Raw genomic sequence first — 18660 nt, 5'->3', positions numbered from 1 at the left:
CAGTATATGGTTGGGCCAAATGCACAATGGAGAGGGATATTGGGATAACTATGGGTTATTCAGAGGTTCCCTAGTTTTTGTCTCTGAAAGACTCTGCTATAGCCTCTAATTCAGCCATGAGATTGTTATCTTCATCAGTATTTTCTTTTTCATTCGGCTTTTTAGGGTCAAAGTGTTTGATAATATCAATCAGCAAATATTTGTTTCTATCTATAAATCCATAGCAGTAGACAAGAACAAAACCACTTCTTCTATAAAATTGGAGGGTTCTATTGGGCCATGCTTTATTATCTCTTCTTATATGGAGATGCATGAGCTCCAGATATCGCCTATTAAAGGTCCTTGTATAGGGTGCATCTCTCCCAAAATCACCTGGTACATATCCATCTTCTTCCTTGTACCTTCTGAACTCGCTTTCTAGCTTTTCTTGCTGCTGTATGGTCAGCCTGTTTTGCAGGAGCTCATGCATGAAAACTTCAGCCATTCCAGCCCCCATTTTTATTTCTGGGCTTATTGGCGATTTCACTCAGCTCTGATTCCGTTAAAAAGTCACTTGACAGCGCTTTTCTTATTAGGACTCTTGTTTTTATATATCTTTTCTACCTGCTTAGTCTTCTTATTCAAAATGAACTTTATTTCCATTTATCTATACGCCCTTTTTTCTTTAGATTTTCTATATCTTTCTTCGCATTTTCTGATATGTTTACCAAATCTTCTTCGGTAATGCCGAGGCTGCTTTCTTCGGGTGAAATAAGCTTCGTGCTGCCTCTCTGGCTATATTCTATATACTCCATCATTTCTTCAAATAAATATGGCGAAACGGCATAGAATAGAACGTCATTTTTGTCATCAACAACAGCAACAGGCTCCGCATCTGCTTCTTCTAAAAGCTTTGCGAACTTTTCTTTGAACTCCTCTAACGGAGAGGTAAATGTTGATAATATTTCTTTGCTCATACAGTTTTACCTTATCTCTTTAAAACTCTTAAATAACACATTGAGCTTTATTTCAGGGGGGGCTATAAAAGCCATTATACCACCAGCTCGCATATCGCCTATCGGCCTTTATCCCTAAGAGTGCTCAGGGTGGGGGCCCCGAAATCACTATATTTATTTAATACTGTGAGCGTAGCCACTAAGTTTTTTGGATTCAGTTCAACCGCATATTCTTGAGTCAAACTGTAGTGTTCCCAGAGGCTTAAAAGTCTGTGATGTGGAAAGGGGCGCCACGCTCAATTCGCATAGTAAGGCTCAGCGCCTTTTGCGCTAACTTCGTGAATCGTACGTCTCATATTGCTTGGTATTTTTCGACAAGAATGGAGAATTGTGCAAAGGGTAGAGAGTATCGTGTTAGCTGTTTGAGCGACCATGGAGTCATTCTTGTGTTCGATAACTACAGTTGAATACATTTTGGAGGTTGCATATGTCCGATGGAAAAAATAAAACCTGGTTTATTACCGGGGCTTCTCGCGGGTTGGGGTATGAGATTGCTGTCGCGGCGTTGGCGGCGGGGGAAAATGTGGTGGCGACCGGGCGTAACCTGGATGCGCTGCGTAAGGTTTATGAGTCTGACGACCGCCTACTGTTGCTGGCGCTGGATGTATGCAGTCAGTCTCAGGCGGCGGACTGCGCCAAGCAGGCTGTGGCGCGCTTTGGCGGCGTCGATGTGCTGGTGAATAATGCGGGATACGGCCAGTTGGGCGTGTTTGAGGAAGTGGCCACAGACAGAATTTCCGCTCAGTTTGAGACCAATGTATTTGGATTAATGGACGTTACGCGTGCAATATTGCCCTACATGCGGGAACAGCGTAAGGGGCGTATTTTCAACATTTCCTCAATCGGCGGCGCGATTGGTTTTGAGGGCGCGTCGGCGTACTGCGCCTCCAAGTTCGCCATCGAAGGGTTCTCTGAGTGTCTGGCGGTGGAGGTGAAGCAGTTTGGCATTGGCGTCACCCTGGTGCAGCCCGGCTTTTTTCGTACGGATTTTCTGGATGACAGTTCAATCAGTTATGGCGATCTGCGAGTGAGCGACTACGAGCAGTACTCTACTGCTGTGATGGCAGGCTATCGCATTCGTAACCATCAGCAGGCTGGCGATCCGGCCAAGCTGGGCGAAGCCTTGGTGAAGCTGTCCCGCGAGGAGAATTGTCCGCTAAGATTCGCTGCCGGCTCGGATGCGGTGCAGTATCTCAGCCAGGCATACAGCGCCCGCCAGAGTGAGCTGGATCAGTGGGCGTCGTTATCCGTATCGACGGATATTTTGGAATAAATTTTCGCGCAGGCGCGCGATTTCAACAGGAGGCTGGGTATGTCGGAAATCCATGACCGGATTAAGGAATTAGCCGGTCTGATTCAGAAGCACTGTCCTAATGATGGCGTGCATGAAAGCGACATCCCCAGACTCTCGTTCATCCGCTCATCGTCCCCTACAGAACCAGTGCTCGCCGTTCATCAGCCTGCGGTATGCGTCGTGGCGCAAGGTGCGAAGAAAGTCATCTCCGGTGCACAGCTATTCAAGTACGACGCCGCCCACTACCTGGTGGTGTCGGTGGACCTGCCTATTGCTGGTCAGGTGATGCAGGCGTCGCCGGAGCAACCTTACTTGTGCATGCGGTTGGATTTGGATCTAACTATCCTCAGCGAGCTGATTTTGGACGAAGGAAGCGTCGATAACAGCGAGCCTCAGCAAAGCGTCGGCGTCAGTCTGGTGACGCCTCGTCTCCTGGATGCGTTAATCAGACTGGTTGCGTTGCTGAACGATGAGCCCAAAGACATCTCCGTTCTGTCTCCGTTGGCGGAAAAGGAGATCCTGTACTGGCTGGCGAATGGCGACCAGGGCGGCATTCTGCGTGAAATCACTAACGGAGACAGTCGTTTACGACAGATAAGCAAAGCCGTTCAGCATATAAAATCCACCTTTAATCGGCCTTTTGACATGGAAGAGCTGCTGCACCTTACCTGCATGAGCGCGTCATCGTTTTTCCAACATTTCAGGGCCGCCACCCACATGACGCCGCTGCAGTACCAGAAACAGCTGCGGCTGCTGGAGGCGCGACGGCAACTGTTTTTGGGCGACCAGGACATCGCCAACATCGGTTATGGCGTCGGCTACGACAGCCCCTCACAGTTCAGCCGCGAATACGCCCGCCTGTTCGGCCTCCCACCCTCCAAAGACCTGACGCGTATAAAAAACGCCGGCGCTTCAGAATACTGGCTGCCATAGTTGGCTGGTTTGGCTGTGGTGAAAAAGCCGACCATCCAAAGACAGTCGGCTTGCTGGCGTCTCAGGCCTGTTGCCTCAGGCGACTGAGTAGTAGGTGAGGGCTAGCAGTTCACTCCAGTTCGCCCACCAGATCCACCCCTGAGTAGTCGCGATAGGCGCGGATACTGATGTACCAGTCGCCGGCGGCGGGGTTGTTGATGGTGCAGACTTCGTTGTTGCCGTTGGTGTAGGGGCGGCAGTTGTATTGGGATGTGGTGGGCTGGGCGCCTTGGCGGACGTACAGGTCAGCGTCGCCGGAACCGCCGGAGGTGGTGGCAGTGAGTTTACTCATTCCTGAGGGGACGGACAGCTTGAAGTGCTTCCAGTCGCCGGTGTTGTCGGAAAGATTCTTTTCCTCGATTCTGGGTGTGTCGCCCACGCTGACGGTTTGCGTTTTACTGGCGGTGTTGCCGTCGTTATCGGTGACATTGAGGCTGACGCTGTATCCGCCAGCGCTGGCGTAAGTATGTGTGGGATTGCGGGAGATGGAGGAATTGCCATCGCCAAAATCCCATTGCCAGCTGACGATTTCGCCATCGCTGTCGGAGCTTTCGTCGCTGAAGCGCACTTCCAGTTTAGCCACTGAGAAAGAGAAGTCTGCGACAGGATCGCCGTTGGGCGTTTCATTATCGCCAGCGGGAATCTGATTATTGAAGTAGCTGGCCACTTGCGGCCAGATCTTATGAATCAGCACGCCCTGGTTGGGACAGCCGCCAAAGTGATGCAGTGCGATGACGCGGTTGGTTTGTCCGGCAAGAACCGGCGATCCGGAGCTGCCGCCGATAGTGTCGCAGTTATAACCCATGTCGGTGCCGGTTCCGCGGCCGTTGACGGATGGCTGATCCACCCGGCACAAACCGCCGCTGTTCTGGTCGCTCTCAATGGAAAGCTCCTTGGGATTGCCGCTGCCATGCTGAGGTATGTAGATGCGTTCCTGATTGGTCGCGGGACGCACATCCAGGCCGAAGTAACCGAAAGACTGGATGGAAGAGAAATTGTTGACGGTAAACAGGGTGTAATCCAGCTCATAGTTGGTGGCCAGCATGCTGGCGCCGGTGACTACTTTTGTTCCCGCTAACGAGCCGCTGCCGCAGCTGGTGCGCTGATAGTTGAACCAGACTTCCGTATTGGCCACGCCGGACTGGGACGAGACGCAATGGTTATTGGTGAAAATCCGGTTGTCAGGGCCGACGCGCCAGGCGGTGCACAGGCTGGAGCCATTGACGAGTATGCGCGCCACCGGGCGTGTGCGTTCATACTCTTCTGGATGGCTGTCCGCCCAGCACTGCACATCGCGTCTTTCATTGACGCCGCAAGTAGAGAACCCGCTGGTTTGCTGACTCATGAGTTCGTCGATCTCTTCCTGGGGAAAGCCCTCCATGACGGTGTCGACTTCAATACTGTAAGACGTCTGGCTGCTGACGCCGGGGAAATATTCCACGATAGCGGTTGATCCGATCACGGAAAGCGCGGCGAAAGAGGTTGCTCCGTCATCGCCTTCGCGTAACGTATGCAGTGATGGATTGTCTCCGCCGTAGCGATGCGCAATGTCTCCCTGGGCGTTACGTACGACGACGTAGCTTCCTTCAGGTATGTCGAAACGGGAGAAATGCACTTTGATGAAACTGGCGTTTTCTTTGTGGATTTTTATACGGCGATCACTGACCGCCTGATAGGCGGCGACGCTTTCTCTCCTTAGCTGGCGTTCATCCGTCAGTAGTCCTTTGAAAGGCGTTTCTGAAGCGATGGTTATAGGTGGTTGGGGAGCTGCAATGGCGTCATCCGACGCCGCCTGCAAGTTGGCGGATAGTGTTAAGGACAAAGCAAGCCCGGCGACCCAAGCTATTTTTGTTTTCATAAGGTCCTCTCACATTAGATAGTTAATTCCATTTTCCTAGCCTTAGCGGCGGTTCTAACCCTACCTCTTACGTGAATGGATATACTCAAACGGAATATTTATAGTTATTGGTATTCTAATGGTACAGGATAGCCAACTTATTCGAGCAGTTAGAAAAGAAGTGAAAGTTTCTACAATTTAGTCTAAAGGGCGGGACGTTTATGCTCGAAAGGAATGAGCGGCGGCCTGAATGATCTGTCGAAGGCGACATGGAATGGCGGCCTGTTTCAGGCTTCCGCCGGCATGCTGACACTAACGCTGAATACAAAAACGCCGGCCGCTCATACAAGCGGCCGGCGTTTTAAGTTAAGGCGTGAAACACGCCCCCCGTCATGGGGCAATACGAGCGCGTGAGGCCTTAGCTTTGCTTCAGCCAGTGACGGAAATCTTCCCGTTCCAGTAAGGGGCCGAAACGGCCATCTTCGCGCAAAGCGGCTTCATCGAACTCATAGCTGAAGCGCTCCTTCAAGACTTTCAGGGTTTCCCAGGCGATATCGAGCCGGTCAGTCTTGATGAGGGCGAAGGTCAGCGTGGAATAACTCGGCTCATAGTAAGAATCGCTGCGAATGGCTTCGTAGGAAAGTCGAATCGCCTCGTTGTACTTTTCGCTGAGCAGCTTGACTCGCGCCAGCTCGTCCAGAATGCCTGCATCTTTTAGGCGCGTCTGCTCAATCTGCGCCTGCAGGTGTTCCGCCGCCGCTTGATAGTTTTCCTGATTCAGGCTGCGGTAATAAAGCAGCCACTGATAGTTGGGCGAGGTTCCCAGACGTTCATTCAGCACGGCGGTTTGTTCTACGAATCCCGTCAAATCTCCTGCGTCGAGGAGCGACTCTGCGTAGACTAACTGGAGATAGTCATCGTTGCGGCGCTCGTCCGCGAGGCCTTCGAAGACGCGGTGAATCTCTTCGACATTGCCGGACTTGGAGACTTTGCCAAGTTGCAGGAGCAATGCCTGTTTGGTGGGATTGCCTTGCAGGTTGATTCGATAGCTCAAGGACAGCCCTTGCGCGATGCGATAGCTCAGGTCGTACACCGACAGCCAGTTGTGGAAATCGGTAATCCGATATTCCCCTGAGGCGTCTCTGCGATAGTAAACCGTCAGATACCCCAAGGCCTCGTCGTCCAATCGATAGGTAATTTGAGACTGCTCAGGACGGATACTGGCGATGTCGTAGTAACCGTTCTCCGTCGGCATATCGAGAAGACTGCCGGCGACGATGGCGCGATAGTTGGATAATTGCGTATCAATGAGTCGGTTCTTGGCGCTGGGACGAAACGCCACGGGCAGATCAGAGCGATCCACGGCTTTGCCCAGCAGTTCCTGCATGTCCACCATGTCGACGATCTTGTCGGTGTTGCGCAGGTTCAGAAGATCCCGCAATTGCTTGGCGAATTCATTGATGGGACGCGAAGGATACTCCCCTGGCGCTTCCTCCGCCGCGGTGGCGCTATCCGTAGACGCGGATTGCGTGGCGCAACCAACGATGAAGAGGGAAAACATCAGAACGCCAAGTGTCGCGCAGTGTTTAATGAGCCATTTAGCGGAGCGGATCATTGCGGCGCCTCCAAACCATAAACCATTGATTGAATGGATGAGATAAAGTCTGCAAAGCGCGACTTATCCGTCTCCTCGCTGCGCGTCACCTGATAATAATGTTCGCCGGAATCGTTGATCTGCTTCTTCAGGTCCAGGAATGACTGAGTTTCCGCCGCAGGCATGGCGGCGCGCTTGAATTCCAGCTCATGATGCAGATTCAACGTGCGACCCAGATAGTCTTCCTGATAGAAGTAGTTGAAATAGTCGTTGCTCTGGCTGACCTTGGCGGCCTGATCAGTAAATTTGAGACTGTAGGGATATTCCAGGGAAATATCATGCACCACTCTGATTGGCCCTGGCAGCGTCAGCGGCCCTGAACGTCGCGTCACCGCCGGACTTTTTACGTACTCAAACAGCGAGTAGGCGTAGAAGCGGGTCGCCTGCACGTCGTCCACAGGCGCATAAAACTCACTGATACGGTAATGCTCATCGATGATAAAGCGGTTGTTATCGCTGTCGTCGGTGATTTGAACCGGCTCCAGTTGTTCTGCGCCCGGATACAGTTTCTGCATGTAATTCAGCATATCCTGGCTGAACTCGCGTATGGATTTATTAGCCAGACGCTGGCGCATACGATCCGCTTCAATACCGGTATATTCTGTGGTGATGAAGTGTTCCACGGGTGCGCTGTAATCAATCACCTTGAAGCGCTCGTGAGTGATCATGCTTGGGGTCGCCGCCACATCCGGCAGGCCGACTTTGACCAGCTCCCGCTCGCTCGGATGGCCGATAATCAGCGCTTTGCCGTAATCGTAGTATCCCAGGGTGCTCAAAGAGCCTTTCTGGTAGCGACGGGTGGGGTCCAGCCAGTAACGCTGGCCATCCAGCTCCACCAGGGTGATGACATGGTCGAAACCGCCGGGTGAGGGCGCGATCTTATCGACGCCGGAAGCGATCTCCCAGGACACCAGGGCGGGGTAGGCGTCTATGCCGATACTTCTGAGCAAAGACACCAGCAACAGGGTTTTGTCCTTGCAGTCGCCGTAACGGTTTTCGATGACGGTATCCGGCGCCCGGGGCAGGTGGGAGTTCTGACCCAGCTCGATGCCCAGATAACGGATTTGTTCCTGTGCGAACTGCAGCGCAGCGATCACCGCCTGCTCTTTGGGCATGCTTTTCAGCTCATCCCGCAGGTCGCGCAGTTCTTTGGATTTGATGGGGCGCGCAGCGTACAGAGGCTCCGCCCAGCGAATCACGCCATCCCAGTCAGGAAAATCCGTCAGGCTGATAAAGCTGCCCGGCTCATAATCCAGTGGGTAATCGCCTTCGTTGTAGTAGGCGGCGACATTGGCGTCATCCCACACATAGACTTTGGATTTACCGTAAGCGCCGATGCTGGGCTGGGCGTCGTATTTCACGGCGGACATGCGCAGTTCGCGGTTGGGCGGCGCAATAACGCGGGTGTACAGACGATGCACTGGCACTTGCCAGGACATGGAGAGGCCCTGGAAGTAGTGGTCGCCGAAGACGGGGTTGCGACCGACGATGGAGTAGCTGAAGTCCACGACGTCGCCCACGCGAGTGCCTTTGACGAACACCACGCTGGTGACGTAACCGCTGAACATTTCCTGGCTCAGCTCGGTTTCTTCTCTGATTAAGGTGATGCTTTGCGGGTCCAGACGATCAATGACTTTGCCGTCGCGAATAACGTTCAGCTTGTGCCAGACCAACTGTTGAAAGTCTGGATTGAAGGTGACCTTGAGGTGGGAAATTTCCTCCAGGCCATCCAGATTGTTGGCGCGTTCGACAAAGTGATAGAAGTATTGCGGCGAGCGCGTGGCGGCGCTGGTCTGGCGGTCCACCAGCAAATACTCGACTGCTCCATTGTCGTGTTCAGGAGCGGCAGGCGCCTGCACGGACTCCACCCACTTCGGGGTGGTGGAAATGTCGTAGGCGTAACCATTGGATTTAAACGTTTGGCCGTTGGCCTGGCCGGCGAGCATAACGCCCAGGGTGGCGAGAAGGCCATAAAGTCTGCCGGAGAAGCGATTCATTCGTCTTCCTTGTGAGTACATCAATCAAAAAAAGGGTAGGCGGCGCAGTTTACCACGTACCCGGGAGCATGTGAGTGGTCGAATTGTAAACAAATTAAGAATGTCGCCGCGTTATTCCGCGGCGTAAACTTCTTCTCCGCGCAGCCAGGTCATCATGACCCGGGCCTGACGAATGTCTTGGGGGGCGGCGTCGAGGATATTTTTGTCCAGCACCACAAAATCCGCAGACTTGCCTACGCGGATGGAGCCAGTGATCGCCTCCAGCCCCAGGGCGATGGCCGCGTTGATGGTATAGGCGTCGAGTGCGGCGCGCACGCTGGGCAAGCCGCGTTCCTTAAGCTGCACGGCATTGGCGATGGCGGCCATTGGATTGATCGGGTTCACGTTCCAGTCACTGCTGAGAGTGACATTGGCGCCGCTGGCGTACACCTCCCCCAAAGGAATGAGACGATGCGCCCGCTGCTTCCCAATCAGTGGTTCGGCCCAGCTATGGTCCGCCGCGCCGATATAGTCGGAGCCCACCTGAAAATCCGCATCCACTTGCAATGCTTTGAAGCGGTCCAGATCGCTCGCGTCCACCAGCTCCAGATGCGTCATGTTGTAGCGGCGTTGTGAGCCGGCTTGACGAGCGGCGGCGATGGCGTTGAGACTTTCGCGCACTCCGCCGTCGCCAATAGCGTGGATATGCGCGCCATAGCCGAGTCGGTCCAGCTTGACCAGCCAGTCCTGCATGACCGCCTGGGGCAGGTAATTAAGGCCATAGGGCGATTGCGGAAAATAGGTGAAATCATAGGGCTGCAGGGTCTTCGCCGTGCCATTGATGAGAATGCCGTCGCTGTACATTTTCACCTGGTTGACGATCAACAGTCCGTTTGGATCTGGATTGTAAATCGAACGCAGAAAGTCCAACTGCTCCTGTTGCGGCACATGAGGGTAAATCCAGGGGCGCAGGGAGACGCGGGCGGTCAGCTCGCCATCCGCCGCCACCGCGCGCCAGACGTCATACCATCCGCGTTTCCAGTACAGACGACCGTCGCCAATGGTGGTGACGCCGTAACGGGCGGCCTCCGCCAGACCACTTAAAAGGCCGTCGTAGCTGACCTCGAACTTGTTGCGCAAACTGTTCCAGGCCTGTTCCATGACGATATCGCCAGCGTTATCGACAATGACGCCATTTAGTTCGCCGGTTTCCGGGTCTTTCATGATCCTGCCCCCTTGTGGGTCCGGCGTATCTGCATTGACGCCGGCGAGGCGCAGAGCGACGGAGTTAACCCACATGGAGTGCGACGTCTGCTCCATGATCACCACGGGGCGATCCGGGAATACGCTGTCGATCACTTGCAGGGGCGTGGGGCCTTCTCCGTTTAAAGTGGCGTCGATGGTATGGCCCCAGCCGATTACCCACTGGTCTGGTTGCGAGGTTTCACGGCACTGGCGTAAGTAAGGCAGCTGTTCGCTGGGAGTCAGGTCCGGGGCGAGTTCGCAATCGCCGCCAGCGGAGGAAGCGGCCTCGAAGACATGATTATGGTTGTCGATAAAGCCTGGTAACAGCAGTCCGCCTTTTACATCAATAACCTGCGTGTTCTCATCCATTAACGATTCGATATCCGCAGTGTCTCCCACCGTGAGAATGACGCCGTTACGCGTCGCCACCGCCTGCGCCATGGGCTTCTGCGCGTCGGCGGTGTATACCACGGCGTTAATGAAAGCCAGATCGGCCCCGCCGTCGCTGGAAGTCGTCGCCTCAGAGGTTGAAGCGCAAAGTGAAAGCGCCAACACAATCGGGGCGCACACATGGGGTGGATTCATTGAGTCGGCTCCTTGGGCCAGCATAGGGTGAAGCAAGCGCCGCCTTGGCGGCTGTCAGTCACGCTTACGGTTCCGCCATGCAACATGGAAATACTTTTTACAATCGCCAGGCCCAGTCCGGCGCCGCCGGAATCCCGTGAGCGGCTGGGGTCGAGACGTGTGAATGGCTCGAAGACGCGTTGGCGTTTGCCGGGCGGCACGCCGGGGCCGTCGTCGTCCACTTGAATCTCGAAGTGAGTATCGGTCAGGCGCCAGCTGATTCTGACGCTGTGGTCGGCGAAACGGGCGGCGTTTCGGATCAGGTTCACCAATGCGCGGGAGAATAAGCGCCGATCCGCCCACACCTGAATTTCCTGTGTGCTCGGCTCCGCGGGCGTAACGAATTCCACTTGTGGATGCATTTTGCGTTGTTTGGCCAGAATCTCTTCCACGACATCCATCACTGCGACAGGCTCACACTGCAGGTCGCCGCGGCCGTGCTCCAGGCGGGAGTAGCTGAGCACTTCTTTCACCAAACCGCTCAGTTCATCCAACGCGCCGCTGATCTCCTGATGCAGTGTGCGGATGTTTTCCGCATCCGGGGCGGTTTTCGTGGTTTCGTCATCCGCCAGGTCCAGCGCGAAGCTGATGCGCGCCATCGGGCTGCGGAACTCGTGAGCGACGCCATGCAGCAGGTCGCGCAGATCGTCATAGTGGCGGGCGCGGCTTTCTTTTTCCCGGGCGATATGACGTTCCACGGTTGACGCCTGCTTCAGCAATTCCGCTGGCTCTTCGGCGGACTGCACGGGGCCGGTGGGGCCATTAAAGAGACCATTGATGCGACGCAATGCGGCGCTAACCTGGGAGATGGATTCCCGTAATGGCCGCTTCACGCTGGCGAGGAGCAGGTACAGGACCACCGCTAACAGACTCAGATAAAGGACAACGTAGCCCGCCAGCCAGCTATAGAAAGAACCGCCGTCGCCTTGTTCCTTGAAGACCGCCTCCAATGTCATGTTTTTGTCAGGGATAGCGGTTTGCACGCTCCAGGAGTCCGGGGAGCTGCGCTCCGTCACCAGATATTCGCCCGCCATCAGGCGACGACGCTGATCAAGAGTCAGACTCATGTCCTTGTTCTCCAGAATGGAGTATTCGATCAGCTCATAAGAGGGCTGTAGCGCTATGTCCGCGCTTTCCAGCAGGTCCGAGGCGGCGGCCAGCAAACGGTCGCCAGCGGCAGTGGCTTCCTGCTCGGACAGCTCCGCGGCGACTTCCCGCAGGCCTTCTCCTGAATGACGACGGGATTCCTCGGCGGAAAGCGCGCTCTCCCACCACAACAGGGGATACGCCCAGTCGTAAGCGATAAAGCATACGCAAAACAACAACGCCAGGGCGGCGTAAAAACGCAGAAACATGCTCAACTCTCCCTTGTATCGGCGTCGTCGACAAACAGATAGCCTTCTCCGCGAACGGTTTTGATCATGCGCGGGTGTTTGGGATCGTCGCCAAGGCGTTTACGAATCCGCGAGACGCGCAAGTCGATGGAGCGATCAAGTCCGTCATACTCCAGGTTGAATATTTCCCGATACACCAGGTCGCGTGAGATAACTGAGCCCGCCTGGCGGGCGAGGTAATAAAGCAGGTTGAACTCCGCCGTGGTGAAGTCGATGGCGTTGCCGGCTCTGACTACCGTTCTGGCGTTGGGATTGATGACCAGATCCCCGATATGAACGGCCGCGCTTTCCTGCATTGCAGCAGCGTCCGAGTCCTGTACGGAGTAGGTTTCGACGCGGCGTAACTGGGCGCGGATATGCGCCAGCAGCACCCTGGATTTGACCGGTTTGGCCAGATAGTCATCGGCGCCGACTTCCAGGCCGGCGACTTCGTCGATGTCGTCATCCAGGGATGTCAGCATGATGATGGGGCCTTTATAGTGTGTTCTGACTTCCCGACACACGGATAAACCATCCATGCCCGGCAGCATGACATCCAATATGATGAGTTGCGGCTGATTGCGCTCCAGCCAGGCTACGGCGGACTCTCCGTCGTGAATCACATGCACGGAAAAGCCGTTCTGCTCCAGAAACTGGCGAACCAGCCGGGTCAGGCTTTTGTCGTCATCCACCAGTAGCAGCCGCTCAGTTACTTTCATGCTTCGTTTTCTCCATTCTATTTCCGCTGACATCAGGCCAGCGCCCGTGCTATGCGTCGTCACCGGGCGCGCGTTCGCATCAGGGCCCGGAGTGGATAACCAAAGGGTTATTGATATACAGGCTTTCCCACTCCTGTAGCTCCGGGTCGGTCAAGGGTAAGGAAAAGGTCGCCCAGTGGGCCTTTTTGCGGCACATGTCCGGCTTCAGGCGCACTACTGTCAGATCTGGACCTTCCCAGAAAAGCCGGAAATCATCCCGCCGCGTGCATCCTGTGCTTTTAACGCTGAAGACCAACTGATCCAGTTGAATCGACACGGACTGCAGCACGGCGGGTCGGCTCAGGGGAACGCCGGTTTGCGGCGCCTCCGTCTCCTCGGCGTACCCTGATGTCGCCGCCATAGATAACGTCAGTCCCAGGGCTAATATTATTCTGCTGTGCGCTTTCGTTCTTTGGTAAGAATAGCAATCGCTCATTGCGGCGACCTCCTGTAATTGGGTTGACAATTGTCGCTCGTATATCGGCGCGCCAGCCATAGCAGAGCGAGAAGCGGCAGCAGGAATCCGATAGCGCCGCCACCGCCTTTTTTGCCGTTGCCTTCGGAGGCGTCGAGAGCGACGGACCGAATGTGGGCGCGTTTGTTTTCGCTCGTGGTCTGTTCGCTGACGTCCTGGAACGACCAGGAAACGGTATGCTGGCCATCGTTCAAGGTGTGTTGGAATCGCTTATATTCACCTTCCGCTTTGGCGTCAAATATGCGCTGGCCGTCGATGTATAAATTGAGGTCTTCTGCGGCGCTATTTTCGATTTTCCACTCGAAGCTGAATACGCCTTTTCCGCTGAAGTGGGTTAGCAGCAGTGACTGGCTTTTCTTTTCACTCAATTCTGTAGTCAGTGTCCGCTTGCCGTCTTCTTCACGCTGAGTCCAGTCGCCTTCCTGGCTCTGTCCCCAAATGAAGGTGGCGTTTTGTCCCAGCTTGAAGTTGGCGTTGTTGATGGACTGCGCCGAGAAGACATAAGTCCAGTTCGGATGTGCGCTGTCCGTGCTATTGATCGTTAGCTTTGTGGTTTTACGCCCGGTTTCCGCGAACTGAAGCGTCAGGACCAGATGACAGACGGCGCCGGGTTTCAGCATCGCATTGTCACAGGCGGAGGCGTCAATTTGATAGCCACTGTCTCCGGTTAAGGTGAGCCCCTGTAATACCAAGTCTTTTTGGCTGTTGTTGGTGAGCGTCAAAGTCTTCTGAAGCTTGTAGCCGGCGCTAATCTGTCTGAAGTCCGTCTGGCTGATCGCAAGACCGTCCGCCTGCGCCATTTGCTCTTTGATCCACGTATTAAAGGTGGCGACGCGGGCGTAAACACCGGGAAAACCAGCTTTGGCGCAGCCTTCGCCAAAACTGACTACGCCAACCTGCGTCAACGCGCCATGGTTGTCCCATAGCATGGGTCCGCCACTGTCGCCGTCGCAAGTATCTTTTCCCCCCTTTGGGTAACCGGCGCACATCATAGTGTCGTCGATCGTTCCACTTATTGCGCTATAGGCGGTTGCGCACTCGGCCTGATCGTATAGGGGAACCTCTGTCTGGCGCAGCTTGTCAGGATAGTCGGCGCCGTCAGCAGACATATTGCCCCAGCCCATTACGGTAAAAGAGGCGTTGGGCGCCAGCGACGCCATAGTGGCTTCATCCGCCAGGGGAATAACCGGATGTTTGACCGCTTCTTTCAGCTCCAGCAGCATCAGGTCGCCATAGGGCTCGCCCAGCGCATGCACGAAGCGTTTTACACCGACGCGCTGTTGACCTTTGTCCTGCGATTTGAGATCAAAATCGCCGGCGACGACGAACACCGAGTCTGCCGGCTCGTCGCCAATACAGTGCGCGGCGGACAACGCCCAACGCTCCGCGATCAGGCTGGCGCCGCAAAAATGGTCGCCCAGGGTCGCGTTCTGAATAGACAGCATCCAGGGATAGCCGCCGGCTGATTGATCGCCGCCGATGATTCTGGCCGTAATAGGTTCCTTCGCAAGCGCGACATGAGACAGGGCGATCATGCCAAGCATTGCGCTCAAGGACAGAACTTTGTGAGGACTCATTCCAAACTCCACTTAAAAAACAGATTTACGCTTTTCCCGGCGTAGGCTAATTTGTTGGTGCGGCAGCGCCCACCGACGGCGCTATTTAAGTGGCTGGCCATGTAGAGCTCTATCTCGGTTTTGTATCAGATCGTACAGGAACGAGGGAGGCGGTGGGGCGACGCTTGTCAGGAATGAATTCAGTAACGCTGATTTAAGGTGGACAGGATAGTGACGACGTTAGAGCATGATCGGACTTTGGGCATCGCAGACATTGCGCAAGCCAAACGCAGAATACACGGGTATACCCTGGAAACGCCGTTAGTCAGCTCGTCTTTGCTGAACCAGTGGCTGGGACATGAGGTTTATTTCAAAGCTGAATGCCTGCAGAAAGTAGGCGCGTTCAAGGCCCGCGGCGGGTGCAACACAGTGCGCTGGCTGCTGGAGAACGGTCGCAGACCAGAGCGCATCATCGCCAACAGCTCCGGCAATCATGCGCAGGCGGTGGCCTGGGCGTCGAGTCTGTTTGGCATCCCTTCGACGATTTTCATGCCGGAGAATGTCTCCCGGGTTAAAGCCCGCGCCACGGAGTCCTATGGCGCCGAAGTCGCCTTGTGCGCGACCCGCGCCGAAGTGGACGAGCGAGTGCTGGAAGCGGCCAAAGACCCCGGCGTGTATTGGATTCCCCCCTACAATCACGAGCAGGTCATCTGCGGTCAGGGCACTGCGGCTTATGAGGCGCTGCATGAACTGGGGGAAGTGGATGCGGTGTTTGCGCCCTGCGGCGGCGGCGGGTTGGTTTCCGGCACATTGATTGCGACGCGGGCGCTTGCGCCGAAAGCGGAGATGATTGCGGCGGAGCCCTTACAGGCCAATGATGCGGCGATTTCTCTGCGGGAAAACAGGATTCATCGCCTGAGCGCCACTCCGGACACCTTGGCTGACGGCGCCAGAACTCTGGCGGTGGGCGACATCACTTTTGAATATATTCGACAACTGGACGCCCTGTATGAAGTAGAAGAGCAGCGCATTGCGTTTTGGACGCAATGGTTGACGCATTTGCTCAAGCTGCATATCGAGCCCACCAGCGCCATGACCATGGACGCCGTGCGCCAGTGGCTGAAAGGCCGCAGCGGCAAAAAACGCCTGTTGGTGATCCTGACCGGCGGCAACGTCGATCAGGGAATGATGTCGGCGCTGTGGCGGGACAATTATCTCAATGAGTTCGAGCTTTAACGCTGAACGCGCCGCTTCAGCCTTTAGCCCAGGCGACGCGTGGACTCTCTGATCACCAGCTCCACATTCAAATTGACGGACTCCGCGCCTTCGCCGCGAATCAGGCGCAGCAGCCGCTTCGCCGCGGTTTGCCCGACTTCATAAACCGGTTGCCGGATCGTGGTGAGGGGAGGGGTGGTGTAGGACGACATGGGCAGATCGTCGAAACCGATCAGGGACATGTCCTCAGGCACGCGGATGCCGCGGCGATACAACGCCAGACGGGCTCCATAGGCGGTCTGATCATTGGCGCAGAAGACGGCGCTGAAAGAAACGCCTTTGTCGAGCAGTCGATTCATCGCCATCAGGCCGCCGGGCTCGATAAAGTCGCCTTGCGCCAGCAGGTCTTCGTCAAAGGCGATGCCCGCTTCTTCCAACGCCATTTTGTAGCCATGCAGGCGGTTGCTGGCGTCGTGCTGTTCCTGCGGGCCCTGAATATGAGCGATTCTACGATGGCCTAGAGAAATCAAATGCTTGGTCGCCAGATAACCGCCCATGCGGCTGTCTATAAAGATAGACGCGGCGTTATCCGAGTGGGCGGTATGCCCGACGGCGACAATGGGAGTCTGTGAGGCCAGATCCAGAATCTGTTCGTTGTTGAGATTGCCGGTCAGCAGAATAATGCCGTCCACCCGTCGCGCGATCAGCAGACGGATGCGTTCAATTTCGCTCTGGCTGTTCCAGTGGCCGCTGGCCATCAGTGAGGCGTAGCCTGATCCTTGCAGACCTTCCTCAATGCCTTTGAGCAGCTCATTAAAGAAGGGGCTTTCTACCGCCTGAGTGATAACGCCAATGGTCATCGACTGGCCGCTTTTAAGGCTTTGCGCCAGCACATTGGGCTTGAAGTTCAGGTCCTCAATCGCCCGCTCCACAGATCTGCGTTTGTCGTCGGAAACCCGGGCGGTGCCGTTGAGAATACGGGAAACGGTGCTGACGGAAACCCCCGCCCGCTTCGCCACTTCGGTGACGGTGGAGGCCGCCGGCTGTGCGCCGAGTCGCTTCTTCTTCACTGTGTTTTTTCTGATTGTCTGTTCCAAGCTAAACTCCCATAGCCCGTCGAAATCCTGTCATTCCCTGGAAGATATGCGCATACGTCACTCTTCACTTCGCATGCGGCCGCTGAATCGTATAAGAACGGATTCGTTCCCGGCGTGTGCTCGTACGGTTCTGATAATAAATGAAATTTCCGGATATTTTCATTTTTTTATTGACAAGCGTATTTGCACGACGTTATAAAATTGCTGTGTTTGAAAACGTTTTCATTACGTTTTTGTCAAAATAACACAGCGCATTGATGAATAGAATAAGCACAAAAACCAACCTCGATGTAAGGGCTCCGGCCCAGGAGAATAATAAGATGAAGATCATGCATGCTTTTCTGTTGAGCGCGGCCATGTCGGGAAGCGTCGCCGCGCAAACCGTGACTCTGGAAGTGGCTTCATTTCCCGATCTGGACAGAGGCATTAAAGCCGCCATACCCCTATACCAGGAAGCGCATCCTGACGTGGAGATCAAGTTGGTCAGCCTGGCTTTCGGCGATCACCACAATGCGATGACCACCTCTCTCGCCACCGGCTCCAACCTGCCTGACGTCATGGCGGTGGAAGTCGGATTTATCGGCAAATTCGCCGCCTCCGGCGGCATTGAAGATTTATCCAAGCCTCCCTACAACGCCATGCAATATCAGGATCAATTCGCCAGGTTCACCCTTCCGCAGGCGACTGGCGGAGAAGGCAATCTGGCGGCGATTCCGGTGGATATCGGTCCGGGCGCTTTGTTTTACCGCCAGGACCTGTTACAAAAGGCGGGAGTGGATGAAAGCGCTTTCTCAAAAAATTGGGACGCCTTTATCGACGCCGGCAAAAAAGTGAAGGAAAAGACCGGCGCGTACATGGTGGCGCACGCCGGCGACCTGAAGGACATCATCATCCGTTCGGACCTGGAGGACGGCGAAGGCATCTTTTTTGACAAGGACAACCACTCACTGGTGACCAGTCCGCGTTTCGAAAAAGCGTTCAAAGTGGCGAAAGAGGCGCGTGACGCCGGTATCGACGCCAAGGTTAAAGCCTGGACCAGCGAGTGGACCGAAGGGCTGCGACGGGGCCAGATCGCCACGCAGATGATGGGGTCCTGGGTGGCGGGGCATCTCGCCAACTGGATTGCGCCGGAATCCGCCGGACTGTGGCGCAGCAAGCAACTGCCCGACAATGTATACGCCAGCTGGGGCGGCTCTTTTTACGCTATCCCCGCCAAGGCGCAGCATAAACATGAGGCGTGGGAATTTATCCGTTTCCTGGCTTTGAACAAAAGCATGCAGTTGGAGGCGTTCCATAAACTGGACGCGTTTCCCGCCCTGGTCACGGCGCAGAATGATCAGTTTTTGCAACAGCCCATCGAATTTCTGGGGGGACAAAAGGCCCGCGTTCAGTGGAAAGAAGCGGCGGATCGCATTCCCGCCATTACGGTGAACAAGTACGACACGATCGCCGATGAGATCGTCAATGCCGAGCTGGATAAGGTGCTGCTGCACGATAAAGATATCAAGGAAGCGCTGGCGGATGCGCACAAGCTCATCAAGCGTCGGGTCCGCTACTAAGCGGACTTGAGATGCGCGAACAACCAAAGT

Annotated in this window: 15 protein-coding genes; 4 read left to right on the top strand and 11 right to left on the bottom strand. The window is 55.2% G+C overall.

Annotation, left to right across the window (positions count from 1 at the left end; genetic code table 11):
• Positions 1-70: 70 nt before the first annotated feature.
• Both EUZ85_RS01810 and EUZ85_RS01805 read right to left on the bottom strand, forming a co-directional pair.
• On the bottom strand, positions 71-526 hold the full coding sequence (locus tag EUZ85_RS01810; RefSeq protein ID WP_206617982.1) for a type II toxin-antitoxin system YafO family toxin: 456 nt from the start codon (positions 524-526) through the stop codon (positions 71-73).
• A gap of 106 nt (positions 527-632) precedes the next feature.
• Complete coding sequence (locus EUZ85_RS01805) at positions 633-956, bottom strand: hypothetical protein (RefSeq protein ID WP_127974248.1); 324 nt, start codon at positions 954-956, stop codon at positions 633-635.
• A 466-nt stretch (positions 957-1422) separates the two neighbouring features.
• On the opposite strand from EUZ85_RS01805, the gene EUZ85_RS01800 reads away from it, so the two are divergent.
• Positions 1423-2268 (top strand): SDR family NAD(P)-dependent oxidoreductase, encoded by an 846-nt coding sequence (locus EUZ85_RS01800; protein WP_127974247.1) that lies wholly within the window; start codon positions 1423-1425, stop codon positions 2266-2268.
• Between the two features lie 39 nt (positions 2269-2307).
• Positions 2308-3222: an AraC family transcriptional regulator gene (locus EUZ85_RS01795; protein ID WP_127974246.1), complete on the top strand. Its 915-nt coding sequence runs from the start codon at positions 2308-2310 to the stop codon at positions 3220-3222.
• A gap of 109 nt (positions 3223-3331) precedes the next feature.
• Here EUZ85_RS01795 and EUZ85_RS01790 read toward each other — a convergent pair whose 3' ends face one another.
• The 8 genes from EUZ85_RS01790 to EUZ85_RS01755 form a co-directional block, all read right to left on the bottom strand.
• Complete coding sequence (locus tag EUZ85_RS01790) at positions 3332-5119, bottom strand: PKD domain-containing protein (protein WP_127974245.1); 1788 nt, start codon at positions 5117-5119, stop codon at positions 3332-3334.
• A gap of 397 nt (positions 5120-5516) precedes the next feature.
• Positions 5517-6713: a lipopolysaccharide assembly protein LapB gene (locus tag EUZ85_RS01785; protein WP_127974244.1), complete on the bottom strand. Its 1197-nt coding sequence runs from the start codon at positions 6711-6713 to the stop codon at positions 5517-5519.
• Positions 6710-8749, bottom strand: coding sequence for a DUF3857 domain-containing transglutaminase family protein (locus EUZ85_RS01780; protein WP_164887416.1), 2040 nt, complete (start codon positions 8747-8749; stop codon positions 6710-6712). The genes EUZ85_RS01785 and EUZ85_RS01780 overlap by 4 nt, the downstream gene beginning before the upstream one ends.
• Positions 8750-8860: 111 nt before the next feature.
• Positions 8861-10558 (bottom strand): amidohydrolase, encoded by a 1698-nt coding sequence (locus tag EUZ85_RS01775; protein WP_127974242.1) that lies wholly within the window; start codon positions 10556-10558, stop codon positions 8861-8863.
• Positions 10555-11553: a sensor histidine kinase gene (locus tag EUZ85_RS01770; RefSeq protein WP_371683246.1), complete on the bottom strand. Its 999-nt coding sequence runs from the start codon at positions 11551-11553 to the stop codon at positions 10555-10557. Before EUZ85_RS01770 ends, EUZ85_RS01775 begins: the two co-directional genes overlap by 4 nt.
• A 401-nt stretch (positions 11554-11954) precedes the next feature.
• Positions 11955-12689: a response regulator transcription factor gene (locus tag EUZ85_RS01765; protein WP_127974240.1), complete on the bottom strand. Its 735-nt coding sequence runs from the start codon at positions 12687-12689 to the stop codon at positions 11955-11957.
• 79 nt (positions 12690-12768) lie between these two features.
• Positions 12769-13164 (bottom strand): hypothetical protein, encoded by a 396-nt coding sequence (locus EUZ85_RS01760; protein ID WP_127974239.1) that lies wholly within the window; start codon positions 13162-13164, stop codon positions 12769-12771.
• The gene (locus EUZ85_RS01755; protein WP_129498705.1) at positions 13161-14780 is read right to left on the bottom strand and encodes a serine protease; all 1620 of its coding nucleotides are present in this window, start codon (positions 14778-14780) and stop codon (positions 13161-13163) included. Before EUZ85_RS01755 ends, EUZ85_RS01760 begins: the two co-directional genes overlap by 4 nt.
• Before the next feature lie 210 nt (positions 14781-14990).
• On the opposite strand from EUZ85_RS01755, the gene EUZ85_RS01750 reads away from it, so the two are divergent.
• Positions 14991-15995 carry a serine/threonine dehydratase gene (locus tag EUZ85_RS01750; protein ID WP_127974237.1) on the top strand — a complete coding sequence of 335 codons (1005 nt, stop codon included), beginning with the start codon at positions 14991-14993 and terminating at the stop codon, positions 15993-15995.
• Between the two features lie 23 nt (positions 15996-16018).
• Here the strand turns inward: EUZ85_RS01750 and EUZ85_RS01745 are convergent, their stop codons facing one another.
• Positions 16019-17071: a LacI family DNA-binding transcriptional regulator gene (locus tag EUZ85_RS01745; protein WP_127974236.1), complete on the bottom strand. Its 1053-nt coding sequence runs from the start codon at positions 17069-17071 to the stop codon at positions 16019-16021.
• Positions 17072-17391: 320 nt separating this feature from the next.
• On the opposite strand from EUZ85_RS01745, the gene EUZ85_RS01740 reads away from it, so the two are divergent.
• Positions 17392-18630, top strand: a complete 1239-nt coding sequence (locus EUZ85_RS01740) for an ABC transporter substrate-binding protein (RefSeq protein ID WP_127974235.1) — start codon at positions 17392-17394, stop codon at positions 18628-18630.
• The last annotated feature ends 30 nt before the right edge of the window (positions 18631-18660 follow it).

This window comes from Hahella sp. KA22, assembly GCF_004135205.1.
Taxonomy (GTDB): domain Bacteria; phylum Pseudomonadota; class Gammaproteobacteria; order Pseudomonadales; family Oleiphilaceae; genus Hahella.
The sequence above is the reverse complement of the archived record's forward strand: the minus strand, read 5'-3'. Positions and strand labels throughout refer to the sequence as shown.